The organism is Flavobacterium sp. FG68, from assembly GCF_057808895.1.
This window is the reverse complement of the sequence record NZ_JBMDIY010000026.1, coordinates 19989-34887: the sequence shown is the minus strand read 5'-3', so window position 1 is coordinate 34887 and position 14899 is coordinate 19989. Positions and strand designations below refer to the sequence as shown.

The window sequence follows — 14899 nt, the reverse complement described above, 5'->3', positions numbered from 1 at the left end:
TTTAAGGAATTAGGCTATTATTTTTTTATACGGAGCAATTGGGTTTTGCAGTTTTCCCTGAAATTGTAACAACGCCACAGGATCATCAAGATCGATCATGGTTTTGTTATTATTCAACTGTAAACGGTTCAGGCAAGACAGCTGAAATTCATTGGCAAATAAATCGTATTGCTCGAATTTTGCTTCCAGATGCGGGTTTTGTTCCTGATAATCAGAGATACATTCTGCCACTAATTCCCAATAACGATCTTCTGAATAATTATCACTTGAAACCAAAATAGCCGACATGAAACGGAAAAATCCATCAAAAACATCAATAAAAATGGAAAGTAATTTTACATCTTCGGGAACTTCAGCATAAATTCTGTCAATGTTTTTTGGAACTACAACATCAGGATTTAGGATCACAGCTTCTTCGGTGATATCTTTCATGAAAGAACGAACCGGAACGTGGTTTTCTAATCCTAAAATAAGGTTTTCGCCGTGTGGCATAAAAACCAAATCGTATTGATAAAAACAATGCAATAACGGACTCAAATAAACCTTAAAATATTCGGCAAGCCAATTGTCTATTGATAATCCAGAAGCTTTTATAATTTCAGATAATAATGAATTTCCGTCTTTATCCAAATGTAAAAATGCCGCCATTGTCATTAATTGTTCGTCATTTTTAAGTTTTGCTACAGGACTTTCTCTCCATAATGAAGCAATCATTTTGTTGTACGGATTATGTTTTCCGAAGCTTTCAAAATACGGATTTATGTAACTCACAGAAGCAACTTCGCCCAACATTCCGAAACCTACTTTTTGCAAATATTGATCGTCGCTTAATAATTGATCCAGCCATTCTGCCATTTCAGGCGCTGTTCCTAAATAAAAAACCGGTAAACCACGCATAAAGCCCATATTCAGGATCGAAAGCGATGTTTTTGTATATAATTTTTTAGGATTACTTAAGTTGAATAACGTTCTGATCGATTGCTGTGCCTGATATAAATCAGGTCCGTAACCTACGCAAATCAGTTTTTGTTTGGCAATTTCCGGCGAAAACAAATTAGCTAGTTTATTGAACCATTGCCACGGATGCACGGGAATAAAGAAATAATCGTTTGGATTTTGTCCTTTTTCTGAAATTGTAGCATTGAACTTTGCAATTGTTTCTGCTCCTAATTCTTGTTGAATTAATGTATCGTAATCCAGTTTTTTAGTTCCGGCATAAACCGTTCTGTCGCGGTGTCCGGCAAGCCATAAAATCCTAAATGGGTTTCCAGCTTCGGGCGCGTAGGCTTTATAATCCATGCTGTTGTAACCAATTCTTCCATTATTGGCAACAAAACCCGGATGACCTTCCATCATGGCTTGTTCAATGGTTTGGAAATCAGAATTGGCAAGGGATTTTGAAGTCGAATTTTCCTTTAATAATTTATAACAGCTTCCGTAAAGTGTGCTTATAATTTCTTCTAAATAAGAAGGAATTAATTGTTCTGAAATTCCTAAACTGGTTTTGAATTCCTGAATAAAATCAACGGCATCTAAAGCTATTAATTTCTCATTTTTATATTTTGAAATAGAATTGACTTCAATATTCAAATGATTCATTGCCAATAATTCTGCTTTAAAAGTATATTTAACCAAGTTGTCATCAGAAAGCAACGAATATTTATTTCCAGATTCTAAAATTGGTTTAATTAAAAGTTCGTGCGAAAACTCACAAATGGCTTTTTTTACTAATAAACGATTGGCTTTTTCCCAAACTTCGGGCTGAATATGGGTTATCGCTTTTTCCGGAAATTCTAATTGATTTTCGTTATTCATTTCGGTATAATTGAGGTTAAATGAATCTATTTTTTTAATGAATTGCTCTCTTGTACAAAAGGCTAGTAATGCTGTTTTGTGTGGTAAATTGACCACATCGGCATCTTCAAAACCTACGCGGTGGCAGATATCGAACATTTTTTTGTTGCGAATGTCGGGCTCGACCAATATTCTTTCGATGGTAAGATCTCTGAATATAAATTTCATAATGCTTGAAAAAATATGCCATGTAAACTGATGCACCGGTTTTGTTGACGGCGCTACAATAATATGAATGCCACAATCGTAATCCTGAACGGTATAATAGTTTCCGATAATATCTTGTTTTGGATTATAACGTTCTAATAAAAACGAAATTTCTCCATTAACAAGTCCGATAAAAACATCAGATTCCTGAATTATTTTTTCATATTCTAAACGAACTTCTTCGAGATTTTTTCCCTGCATTCCCCAATATTGTGCATAATCACGATTGACCCAATTATGAATTACTAGAGCATCGTTTTCCAGCTCCAAAGGGCGAAAATCTATCACTCCAAAATCCGGAATTGTGGTTGAATATATAGGTTTATATGTGCTCATTATTATACTATTTAAATTAATTTTTATCTCATTTATAAATGAAATAATACGTAGTGTCGAAAATTTAGCCACTCCCGATAGCTATCGGGATAAACGATTAAAAAGATTAGAATAAAAATCTGCTCAAATCTGTGAAAATCTGTGTGAAAAAAAATTAAACAATTCTTGGTGGAAATACTTTGCGAAGACGCACTGCTGTGCGCCTCTACGATAAAACCTTTGTAGAGATTAAAATCTATGTTTTTATGTGTTTAAATAAATTACGTCCAATTTTTGATTCTAACTATTTACAATTAATTCATTGCTGTCTTTATTGCTCCATTTGGAATTCCAAAGTCTTTTGATTCCATTATAAACCAACTGAATACTTATACTTGTGGCAATTACAACTGGGAATAAACTTAAAACAAACCATTGATCGTGTTCCCAAAAACCTAAAACATACATGCCCCAATTGATCAAAACCCATTGAATTACGTATAAACTTGTTACGTGTTTACTGCAGAAAGTCAATAAATTAAACACTGGATTGTTTTCGTTAAACAGCTTTACAATGATGTTCACAAACCAATATAAAACAAGGTTTGTTCCAAGTAATAAAATACTTCCGCCCGGTCCTAAATGGTAATAATCTCCAAAATGATATTCGGGATTTGAAAAGTTTAAAATTCCTCCAACAGCAATAAAAGCCAAACCAACAAACAACATTTTCTTGAAAAATACTTCTTGATTTTCGTTTAGTTCTTTGTACCATCTTCCTAAAAACATGCCTATTAAAATGAAAGCGCTCCATGGGAAAACCGGGAAATAAACGTTAAACTGATTGCTGAAAAGTAAATCGCAGATATAATCCAAGCCCACAATTCCGACTCTGAAACCGCTTAATTCTTTAGAAATCGAAATAATCAATAAAGCCACAATTAACGGAACATATTTACTTTTACTAAAGTGATTAATAAGCCCCATAATAAACAAAGTGATTCCGGCCAATTGCAAAATATCGCCCAAAAGCAAAAAGAAGATTCCTGTTTGTAATGTGCCTGATTCTAAACCATAAGCCGAAATAAAAGCTTCGGGAAGTCCGCCAAAAATAAATTCAGGAACAAGAAATTTTAAAATATTCATTCCGTAACCAACAGCCAGAATGTATAAAGTCCTTTTGCAAACGGCCAGAAAACTTTGTCTTCTTGATAAAACAAAAGAAATCCCCATACTTACTAAAAACATGGTTGTTCCGCGACCTAACCATAAAATAATTTCTCCTAAAACGGTATTAGTTTGTGTAGCAATTGTGCCATAAATAAGCATGGTGTGTACCATCATCATTAAAATCACACTTGTTCCTCTGGCAAAATCTATTGCCAAAACTCTCTTTTTTTGTTGTACTGCTTCCATAATTATGCGATGGTTTCAAATGCCGGAGATTCAATTACTTCTGCTGCGGGAACACCAAATTCCTGAAAAGCAATTTTGGTTTCTACAGCATAATGCTCCACTCCTGTTATTTCTTTAATGATGTATGAGTTTCTATAACAAGCCATTCCTAAATCTGGCGTAACAAAACCGTGTGTGTGTAATTCAGCGTTTTGCACAAAAACTTCGTTTCCGTTATTATCAATTGAGTAATTTCTGTTTGTGGCAAAACGACCTTTTTCGTCCCATTGAATTCGGTTTACAATTCCTTCTAAAAATTGAGGCAATTTATATCCGTAACCTGTTGCCAAAACCAATGCATCGGTTTTGTGACGGTATCTTGTATCTTGCTCCACCTGATGTAATTCTAATTCAAAAGATTGATTCGTCTCATCGTAAGTTCCTTTGGTACAAGCCGCATTGGTTCTTAAATTCACATCAATCTCCGTAATTACTTTTTTACTGTAAATCGTATCAAAAATTGTGGCGATCAAGTCTTTATTAATTCCTTTGTATAATAATTTCTGGTTCTTCAGCAAATGATCTCTTTTGTCGGATGGAAGATTGTAGAAATAATCTACGTATTCCGGAGAAGTCATTTCGAGCGTTAACTTGCTGTAATCCATTGGAAAAAATCTTGACGATCTTGTAATCCAGTTTAACTGATATCCGTAAACATCAATTTCCTGCAATAAATCATTAAAAACTTCGGCTGCGCTTTGCCCGCTTCCTAAAACCGTAATCGATTTTTGTTTTTGAAGTGAAGCTTTATTCTGAATATAAGCTGACGAATGAATCGCTTTTCCTTTTAAAGACTGACAAGATTTTGGAATATGCGGTGCTGTTCCGGTTCCTAAAACTATCTTTTTGGTTTTGTAAATTGTAGTCTCATTTGTTTTTGTTGAAAGTGTACTTACAATGTAAAGCTGCTGATTTTCATCGTATTCAATTCTTGTAACTTCGGTATTAAAATGAATATTGGGTAACTTTTTAATCGCCCATTGACAATATTGGTTGTATTCATTTCTCAGCAATAAGAAATTTTCGCGAATGTAAAAGGAATACATTTTTCCTTGTTCTTTGATGTAATTCAAAAAACTAAACGGACTTGTTGGGTCTGCTAAAGTCACTAAATCTGCCAGAAACGGAATTTGTAACGTTGTATCTTGCAGCAACATTCCCGGATGCCAGTTGAAGGATTCATTTTTATCGAAAAATAATCCGTCCAAATTTTCAATTGGTGCGGTTAAACAAGCCAGACTTAAATTGAAAGGCCCTACTCCAACGGCGATGAAATCGTATATTTTGTTTTGCATTTTATTTTAATTTTTTAATGAATATTCATTTCCGTGATATACAATCAAATCGATGATTTCTTCAATGTCTTTTGGGGTTGTTAACGGGTTTAATAAAGTGAATTTGAGGAATACTTCGTTGTAGACTTTTGTACTGGTAATAATGGCTTTACCTTCGTTAAAAATGGCTTTACGAATGTAACTGTTGATGCCGCAGTATGAATTTTCATTTCCGGTAAAAGGCGTATAACGAAATACAATGGCACTGATTTCAGGTTTATGGATTATTTCGAAATCTTCTCTGTTTCTCAGTAAATCTGCTGTGAATTGAGCGTTGGCAATGGCTTTTTCCATGTAAGAACTCAAACCTTCCGTTCCGATCATTCTCAATGTAAACCACAATTTTAAGGCATCAAAACGACGTGTGGTCTGGATTGATTTTTTTACCATGTTTGGAATTCCTTCGTCTTCCTGTTCTTTAGAGTTCAGATAATCAGCGTGGTATTTGATGTAATCTACAAATGATTTATCTCTCATAAAAAAACCGCTTGAACTTACGGGCTGATAAAAAGTTTTGTGATAATCGATTGTCACAGAATCTGATAATTCGATTCCGCTTAATTTTTCTTTATGAAGATTGCTGATTAATAAACCGCCGCCGTAAGCTGCATCTACGTGAAACCAGATATCATTTTCACTGGCAACTGAAGCAATTTCTGCCAATGGATCTATAGAACCAAAATCTGTTGTTCCGGCTGTTCCCACAATCGCAATTGGAATATTTCCTAAATCTTTTTGCTGTTGAATTACCTTTTTTAAGGCGCTGACATTCATTTTAAAATCAGGATCTACAGCCACAGGAATTACGGCATTTTGTCCCAAACCTAAAAGACTTAAGTTTTTCTTTAAGCTAAAGTGGCTTACTTCTGAACATAAAACCCTGAATTTTGAAGCTTCAGGAGGAAGTCCGTCCATTTTTGGATCAATTCCGAAGTGTTTTTTGATGTAATGATCTCTTGCTAAAAGCAATCCCATCATGTTAGATTGGGTTCCGCCACTAGTAAAAATTCCGTCGGCATTTTCAGGATAACCCAGTTTATCAAGCGTCCACTCCACTAATTTTAATTCGATGAAAGTTGCTCCCGTACTTTGATCGTACGTATCCATCGAAGAATTTAAAGATGATACAAAAGCTTCTGCCACAAGTGTTGGCGTTAGAATGGGGCAATTAAGATGTGCTATGTATTTGGGATTATGAAAGTGAATACAATCATCTAAATAAATATCTTTTAATTCATCCAGAACATAATCCAGGCTTTTTCCTCTCTTATTTTCTTCAAGATAAATGTTGTCGATTTTTTGCTTAATTGTCGAAATACTGGTTCCGGTAAATGGTGTATCTCTTTCTTTTAAATGATTTCCAATTGTTTTAATGGCCTTTTTCATGCTTTTCTTATAAATCCCTATTGATTTATTGTTGTTAGAAAAAACATGTTTATCGTGCGCATTTTCAATTATGACTTCTTGCAGTATTGTTTCTAATTTTTCTTGTGCCTCCATTGTGGTATTTATTTAGATTGATTCTAAAGAATAATTTTCACAAATGTAGATTTGTACGAAAATTAAATCAATACCATAAAAAAGGGAAAATTATTTCTATAATTGAGGTAGTCAAAATACCTCAATTATAGTAGGAAACAAAGCATAATATATTTTTAAATAATACGAAAATTACTTTATTTTTTTCTCTAATGCATAAAGTATTAGTTCAGGAGTTGTATGCCTGCCTGTTTTTTTCATGATGTTTTTTCGATGTGTCCTGAAGGTATGAATGCTGATAAAAAGCTGCGAAGCGATACTTTTTCCGTTGTTTCCCTGCGCTATTTGTTTTAGGATTTCAAACTCTCTTAGTGTCAGTTTTTCATCACTTTGGGAAGTTGGCAGAGCAAAAACATCAATAAATGTATTTAAGGTTTTGTGACATATATAACGCTCTCCGTGCTGAATTTTATATAAGGCATCATAAATGGTCTGCTCTTCACAATCTTTTGATATGAAGCCGTTTATATTTTCTTTTAAGAAACTGTCAATGGTTTGTTTGTTCTTAAAATACGAAAGGATTATGATTTTGCATTTGGGATAATTTGTTTTAATAATCTTAAGATCATCATCATAAAACAAAAAAATATTGTTGGGATCAATAATCAAACATTCTATATTATTTTTATCCAAACACTTAAACAATTCTTCTCTTGAATTTGCCACTTTTAAACTGGGTGTTTTTACCAGCTTTTTAAGTGTGTGCCTCAGTCCAATTATGTGTAGGTTTTCGGAATCGGCCAAAAGGAAATTTTTCATTTTTACTATTTAGATTTAGTCTAAACAAAAGTAATATAAAAATGAATATTATGCATCTATTAAATGTAAAAAAATAGTTTTTTTCTTATAATCATAATAGTTTTTTGTGATAAGCTGCATGTAGTAAAACAAAAAAAGCCCGGACAATGTCCGAGCCTTTTTTCTATTCTATATTGCTTTTAAATTCGCTTAGAATTTATACGCTATGCTTCCCATTAATGTACGTGGAGCCTGAACGTTTATTGTTGAATAACCGTTAAAGTATAATTCGTCTGTAAGGTTATTTACTTTTAATGATACTCTGTATTTAGGCTGATCGTAATACAATGCAGCATTTACTACAGAATATGAAGGAAGTTCAAAAGTTTCACCTGGTCCAGCATTGTACACGTATGTAGCATCTCCATAGTTACCACCAAATCCTAAACCTAATCCTTTTAGTTTTGTTGTTTGAAGGTTGTAGCTAAACCAGTAGTTAATTAAATTTTCCGGTCCTGCAGTTATAGGTCTTAGATCATTTAACTCAGAATCATTTTTTGCATAACCCACAAGTAAGTTTAATCCAGGGATTGGGTTTGCTGTAACTTCTAATTCAAAACCTTTACTAAATTGTGTACCGTTTTGTATGCTTGCATTTGGCAGGCTTGGGTCAGAAGTTACGATATCTTTTACTTTGATATTATAGTAACTAATTGTAGCACTTAGTTTATTTTGGAAAGCATTTGCTTTAACACCAAACTCAAACTGGTTTGCTCTTTCAGGGTCAAATTGTTTCAATACAAGAGAACCTCCTTCATTTGCACTTGCAAATCCAACGTTTTTAAAACTATTTTGGTAGTTACCAAATACTGATAACTGATCTTTTAAGATTTGAAAAACGGCACCAAATTTTGGCGAAAATGCATTTTGAGAAAATTTGCCAGCTTCTGTACCTGAAAGCGGGTCAAATGATCCTTGATTTTCAAAATGATCAAAACGTACTCCTGCCGAAAGAATTAATCTTTCTGTAATGTTAATGGCATCTGCAACATACGCACTGTAAGTTGTTACCGCGCTGTTACTGGTATATGGATCATTATCATTTCCAGAAATCCTATTTCTTACATTTGTTGGATTAAAGTCATAATAATTAGCTGCAGTTCCTGTATAATTGATTACATCATACGCAGCATAATTTTTGATATTTTTGAATACTAAATTATTTGAACCGTAATAAATATCACCACCTACTAAAAAGCGGTTTCTCATTGATCCAATGTTGAAATCACCATTAAAGTTTTGTTGGAATTCGATAGCATTATCTCTACCATTTGCATCCCATGCATTTCTTGATAATTGTTGGTTTGGTAAAAGGTAAAACCATGTTTGCAAACCAGTTGCTTTATTAGAACTGCTGCTAAATACAGTTTGTGAAGTCCATTTTTCAGACATTTGGTATAAAGCCTGTGCAAAAACATTTAATGTTTTAGTATTCATCACAAATTCGTCTCCTAAAAATGATCTTTTAAAGTTGATGTCAAGATCTTTAGCATTGGTTACTCCTAATCCAGATGGAGCTGCACCAAAATAAATTAGAGGCATACCTGAGTTATCCTGGTTTCCTATTTCTGCATCAATAGAAATGGTAAGTTTATCATTTACTTTATAAGAGAAAGATGGCGCTACGAAAAAGCTTTTTGAGTAACCGAAATCCTGAAAAGTATTGGCATTTCCAAAAGCAGCATTTAATCTGAATAATGCTGTATTGTCATCGTTGATTGGAGTATTAACATCAGCCGTTAAACGGTTAAAACCGTAACTTCCGTTTTGGTATGAAACTTCTCCTGCAAAGGTTTCAAAAGGTTTTTTAGTCACACGGTTGATTAATCCTCCGTATGAAGAAACTACGTTTCCAAAAAGTGTAGCCGATGGCCCTTTTATAACTTCAATTCTTTCAAGGTTTACCGCATCAGTATTACTGTTTACTTTTCCTGCAAGACCGTTTCTTACTAAACTTTGTGTTGTAAATCCACGAAGTGAATACCAAGAAGCTCCGTCACCGGCACGGTTAGTAGCTGCCCATAATTGGTATAAACCCGGAACGTTTTTTAAAGCTTCGTCCTGGTTTGTTACTAACTGGTCTTTAATTAATTCTTTAGTTACAACATTGTAAACTTGTGAGTTTTCAAGGTTTTTAACAGACATTCTAGATACATATTGACTTTCTGCTTTAGTATACTTGTTTGCATTTCCTTTAACAAATACTTCTGTCAAGGCTTCAGATGTAGTTATCAATGTAAAGTTTACCAAAAGTTCTTTTCCTGCTGTAACAGTAATGATTTCTTCTTTAGGTGAAAACCCTACTACAGAAGCCTTTAGTGTATAATTACCCGGTCTAATGTTTTTGATTTCGTAATTTCCCTGAGCATCAGTAACGGTTCCAATCTTTGTTCCTTTTAAAGTTACAGAGATATTATCGGCAATTTCATCATTCGATAATGAAACCGTACCTCTAATTGTACCTGTCTGTGCAAATGAAGCAGCGCCCATAAGCAGCATAAAACAGCTCAATAGCGGAAGTAGTATTTTTACTTTCATGTTATTTAGAATTATTTTTAATAGCGCAAATTTATGTGTTGTGTTAAAACAAACCAAATTATTTGTATTTATTCCAAATAATAATAACGTAAATAGATTTTACTGTTTATTTGTCAATTTTTTAAACATAAAAAAGAAGAATCTCTTTTTTTTAACGAAAACCGGCCAATTAATTAATGTATAAAAAACACGTTTGCGAAAGATTATGCCACTATTTTGAAGTATTTAAGTCGTTATTTTATCCTAAATCATTCAGTGAAATAATCTGTGGGATTTTTGGTTAAAAAAAGGGTGTTTATACCCTTTTTTCATTTCTTATATTGTGATAAATTTGATCCATATTTACATAATACACTTACAATCAGTAAATTATTTATTCTCATACGCACCTACAAAGAGAATATTCTACATGCCTTCTTTTTACTATATGCTTAATTATTTCGTATGCCTTTGCATGAATCAGGCAGCATAACGTATTCATTGCCCTGCCCTTTTATTTATAAAACTTTTGAAATTAAAATAACGATATCAAATGAATTAATAAATTAAAAACCAACGATTATGAGTTCAATAGTACCACCAGACAAGAAGGCTAATTATGAAAAATTATTTGCTTCCTGCATTATCAGAGAGGCTAAATATCCTGAAATTGATAAACTAGTTGAGAAAATGGCTTTGAATAAAGCGAGATATCAAGCTGTGGGAGATCCGTTAAACATTCCCTGGTATGTCATTGCAATAATACATTGTATGGAAGCTAGTTTAAGGTTTGATACTCATTTACATAATGGCGATCCGCTTACCAAACGTACCGTTCAGGTTCCTGCTGGGCGTCCAAAAACAGGAAATCCTCCTTTTACGTGGGAATACAGTGCCAATGATGCTTTAGTTTTTGATAAACTAAACTTATGGACGAATTGGGAAATTGCCGGAATCCTCTATAAACTGGAATTATTTAATGGCTTAGGTTATTATAGACAAGGTATTAATTCGCCTTATTTATGGAGTTATTCGAATCATTATACAAAAGGAAAATATGTTAAAGACGGAAAATATGATCCGAATGCAGTTTCTAAACAATGCGGTGCTGCGGTATTGCTGCGACGTTTGAGTGAGCAAAAACTCATAACACTTCCAAATGGTCATATTGTAGAACAAATACTGGCGCAGGGCAATAAAACATTGTATTACACTGGAACTGTTACCAACGAAGCTAAAGAACTGCAAATACTGCTTAATAAAGCCGGAAGTATATTAAGAGTCGACGGAAAAGCAGGTGAAAGAACCTCATCTGAGTATTTTAAATTCAGTAAAACGTATTTAAAAGGAGATCCTAGAAGAGCGTGATATTTTAACCGTTTGAAATAAATACAATGGGACTGACTTCTAACGTAAACGAATCATTTAAGAAACATATTTATTCCATCGTAACAGCTGCGGTTATTGCGCTGCTAACGTTTGGTTATCTCTCTTATGTGCTTCCTAATAATGAACGTAAAGAAGACGCAAAAAATATATCTATTCTGGAAGGCATCGAAAAACATTTAGTTGGATACATTGATGATCAGGTAAAATATATTAGTGAAGAAAAAATGAAGAGTCTTAAGCTTTTACAATATAAAGGCTCTGCTGATGTTTATATTGATACTATTTTAATTGATAAAAAAGGGTTTCAGCAATTACAAGACGGAACTATCAAGCTCTCAAGAACAATTAAGTTATCAGGAAAAAATAATTTTTTTAAAAACCGCAAGTTAGAGGATAGTATTATTAAGGATAAAATTAGTATTGATTTGGCTAAATTTCTCAATAAAATTAATTCTACCACGCATTTTACTTCCTTTTATATTTGTCCTATTGAGAAAGGAAAATGTCGGGTTGAGAAATCATTTCTTTCCCAAAATGTCAGTCTTATTGATCAGGATAGTTTAATTAAATACAATAGAAAAAATGGTCCTTTTAGTTTCAAAAAATCTTCAAAACATTATTATACGGATCAAATCAATATTCCTCATACCAATCACACTTTATTTTTAGCCGCAGGAATTGATAAATCTGCTTTTGACCTCAACGTTCGGCAGATAAACTCTAATCTTTTGATTTTTAGTCTTATTTCAATTATTGTTCTAATATTAGGCATTAATTTCATAAAACCCATTATAAGCAGTTACAAAGAAAGACTCAGTCAAATTGATCTGGTTGGTGTTGTGTTTTCCATAGGATTACTAGTCGCTGTTATTGTGGTTTTTGCAGCATTATCGCATTGGAACAATACCATAAAAACCAGAAATATAAATGACTTAGAACTGTTGGTAAATAAAATCGATACTTCATTCAAAGAACAAATTACGGCTTATCAAAGCTGGAAAAAAAGGGATTTATTATTTGGGAAAGAATGGAAAAACCAAAAAAATTCATTTGCAAAAATATTTCTGGTAACCGGTTCAAAAAAAACGGCTTTAAATGGAGAGCTTCTTACTAAAAAAGATTCTTTGCCTGATGATCAAAAATGTTTTATAAATGGAAATACTGATTTTAAAAAGGGTACAAAAAACTCAAAACTGATTAAGTATTTAGATGGTTATTTCCGAATGGACAATAAAGCATTAATTACAAAAAATTTGAGTAATAATGCTCCGGATATATCGAGAAAATATGCGGATAGAATGTATTTTAAAGCGCTTCAGCAAAAAAATATAGAAAATAAAAAAACAGAGCCTGTACTTACTGCAGTTTTTTCAAGAGAAAATAATCGATATCAATTAATATATGCTGAAAAAGATACTCTTAAAGAAATCAATCAGGAATCTGAAAGTAATGGCATTAAAGGAATTGCGTTTAGGGAATATTTTTCTAATGAATTAGAATTACCGCCCGGAACCGGTTATATGCTTATCGATAAAGATGGAGATGTATTAATGCAGAATGATCCCAAAAAAAACATCTATCAAAACCTGCTTTATGTATCTCAAAACAATCCTGCATTTATAAGTCTGTTAGCTGGCGTAGATATACCGTCATTTGAGATGGAATATATGGGAATACCTTATCAGATCTGTGCAAAAAAATTAAATATTAAAACTGAATCTCCAGTTTATATTCTGGCAATCCGTGACTTGTCACACACCAATCGTTTATCCATATTCACGTTTACAAACGGATTCCTGATTTCATTTTTATATGGCTTTTTCATATTATTAATTAATTACATCTATTCAACAATCTTTTACAATGGTCGAATAGGTACATTATCAAAACATCATTTCTATTATCTTTTCCCGGACAGCAGCCGAACTACTGAATATAAAAAGTTATTAATTGTCAATTGTGTTTCTATTGTATTGGCCCTAATAGTTGCTTTTAAGTCTTCTCCTTCATTGGCATTTATCTTTTGTATCGTACTGGGTGTTAATGTTGCATTTATTAATTTAATTACTTTAAATATCCGCACATTAAATCCTAAAAAAGAACTTATTAAACTAGTATTGATTTTGTTTCTTCCGGCAATTTGCCTGCCTATGGTTTTGTTCTTTTATTATAATGTTTTTATTGCTGCTCTTGCGCTTTTTGGCACACATATTCTTTTAATAATCTTGTATTATAAAAACTGGCGAAAAAGAGAAAAAGCAGAACTTAGTGTATTTGCAAAGAAAAACAAAGGAGTAAACAGAAAAGCTTATACCAGATTCCTGACAGCAAGATTATTATATCAATTTGTTGTATTTCCGTTTGTTCTTGTTAGTGCTTTTTATGTAAATGAATTGAATGATTTTGCGCGCTATTACTGCTCGTCACTTGACGCGAAAGAACAAAAAATAAAAGATAAAAATGATTTTATTATAAATGACAGAATAACCAATGCTTACAACTGTAATTGTAAGGAGCAAACTAGAGACCAAACGAATGATCAAATTATGCAAAAGGCTAATCTTGGCTTTTTTGATCGTCCTTCGAGTTACGAAATTAAAAATTTCACATTCAACGAACTTAGCCGCAAATATTATTTAAACCTGCTGGCAATTCTACATAATGAAAACAATAATTTTTCGTTTCTAACACTTTTTTTCTTGTTGGTTACTTTCTTCTTTCTAGCCAGTTTAGCCTATAAATTATTAAACTATTATAGTAATCGTTTCTTCTTTTATGATTTAATGCAGGCATATTATGAAAAGTATTATCCCTGTACAAAAAATGAATTAGCAAACGATCATATTTTTATACCTATGGTAAATAATTATGATATTAAAAAACTAATTCAAATTGATCATAATAGCTGCGAAATACAACCCGACAAAAGATATACCGGTAATGAAGACTGCCCTGAACGTGAAATTAGTATCGATCAGGTTTTTTATAAAGATAAAAAAAATGAAATAAGCCCTTATTTAAGAATGGATTTTATACTGAATATCAATCACAAGCAATTTTGTGAGCAGTATGAAGATATCTGGGAATCCCTGCCTGAAGAAACGCAGTATGTGCTTTTTGATTTTGCCCAGGATCACTTTGTAAATTACAAAAATAAAGATACTCTTATAAACCTTATGGAAAGAGGAATTATTGACTGCCATCAATTAACGGGAAGACTAAAAATGATGAGTCTGAGTTTTAGGATTTTTATTTTATCTAAGAGTAAACGTGATGAATTATTTGTACAGAAATTTAAAGATGAAAGCAAAAATGGAACTTACAGTAAATTGAAATTTCCAATAATAATTATTGCAGTCAGCGCATTAGTTTTATTAATGTATCTTAACAAAGATAGTTATGATCAGGTAACTTTAATGGGAGGCAGCGTTGTAACGGTACTGGCTTTGATTAATAAAATCCTTGATGCAAACAAGAGTCTGTAAATTAAA

At 32.7% G+C, this 14899-nt stretch carries 8 protein-coding genes; 2 read left to right on the top strand and 6 right to left on the bottom strand.

The genetic code is table 11. The annotated features are described in order from the left end of the window. Nucleotides 1–9: 9 nt before the first annotated feature. From ACODSB_RS16390 to ACODSB_RS16365, 6 genes are all read right to left on the bottom strand, one after another. Nucleotides 10–2397, bottom strand: a complete 2388-nt coding sequence (locus tag ACODSB_RS16390) for a GNAT family N-acetyltransferase (protein ID WP_488937831.1) — start codon at nt 2395–2397, stop codon at nt 10–12. Between the two features lie 279 nt (nt 2398–2676). After that, complete coding sequence (locus ACODSB_RS16385; protein ID WP_488937830.1) at nt 2677–3792, bottom strand: heparan-alpha-glucosaminide N-acetyltransferase domain-containing protein; 1116 nt, start codon at nt 3790–3792, stop codon at nt 2677–2679. A 2-nt stretch (nt 3793–3794) separates the two neighbouring features. Further along, complete coding sequence (locus ACODSB_RS16380) at nt 3795–5126, bottom strand: lysine N(6)-hydroxylase/L-ornithine N(5)-oxygenase family protein (RefSeq protein ID WP_488937829.1); 1332 nt, start codon at nt 5124–5126, stop codon at nt 3795–3797. Between the two features lie 6 nt (nt 5127–5132). Next, nucleotides 5133–6665: a pyridoxal phosphate-dependent decarboxylase family protein gene (locus ACODSB_RS16375; protein ID WP_488937828.1), complete on the bottom strand. Its 1533-nt coding sequence runs from the start codon at nt 6663–6665 to the stop codon at nt 5133–5135. A gap of 171 nt (nt 6666–6836) precedes the next feature. Then, nucleotides 6837–7463, bottom strand: a complete 627-nt coding sequence (locus ACODSB_RS16370) for a response regulator transcription factor (RefSeq protein ID WP_488937827.1) — start codon at nt 7461–7463, stop codon at nt 6837–6839. A 189-nt stretch (nt 7464–7652) separates the two neighbouring features. Then, nucleotides 7653–10040, bottom strand: a complete 2388-nt coding sequence (locus tag ACODSB_RS16365) for a TonB-dependent siderophore receptor (RefSeq protein WP_488937826.1) — start codon at nt 10038–10040, stop codon at nt 7653–7655. Nucleotides 10041–10601: 561 nt separating this feature from the next. Here ACODSB_RS16365 and ACODSB_RS16360 point away from each other — a divergent pair. Then, complete coding sequence (locus ACODSB_RS16360) at nt 10602–11387, top strand: hypothetical protein (RefSeq protein ID WP_488937825.1); 786 nt, start codon at nt 10602–10604, stop codon at nt 11385–11387. 26 nt (nt 11388–11413) lie between these two features. Further along, nucleotides 11414–14893 carry an MFS transporter gene (locus tag ACODSB_RS16355; protein WP_488937824.1) on the top strand — a complete coding sequence of 1160 codons (3480 nt, stop codon included), beginning with the start codon at nt 11414–11416 and terminating at the stop codon, nt 14891–14893. Nucleotides 14894–14899: the final 6 nt, after the last annotated feature.

Coding starts and splice junctions, on each gene's coding strand:
- ACODSB_RS16375 (WP_488937828.1), bottom strand. CDS start 6,665: ATGGAGGCACAAGAAAAATTAGAAACAATACTGCAAGAAGTCATAATT.
- ACODSB_RS16360 (WP_488937825.1), top strand. CDS start 10,602: ATGAGTTCAATAGTACCACCAGACAAGAAGGCTAATTATGAAAAATTA.
- ACODSB_RS16380 (WP_488937829.1), bottom strand. CDS start 5,126: ATGCAAAACAAAATATACGATTTCATCGCCGTTGGAGTAGGGCCTTTC.
- ACODSB_RS16390 (WP_488937831.1), bottom strand. CDS start 2,397: ATGAGCACATATAAACCTATATATTCAACCACAATTCCGGATTTTGGA.
- ACODSB_RS16370 (WP_488937827.1), bottom strand. CDS start 7,463: ATGAAAAATTTCCTTTTGGCCGATTCCGAAAACCTACACATAATTGGA.
- ACODSB_RS16365 (WP_488937826.1), bottom strand. CDS start 10,040: ATGAAAGTAAAAATACTACTTCCGCTATTGAGCTGTTTTATGCTGCTT.
- ACODSB_RS16385 (WP_488937830.1), bottom strand. CDS start 3,792: ATGGAAGCAGTACAACAAAAAAAGAGAGTTTTGGCAATAGATTTTGCC.
- ACODSB_RS16355 (WP_488937824.1), top strand. CDS start 11,414: ATGGGACTGACTTCTAACGTAAACGAATCATTTAAGAAACATATTTAT.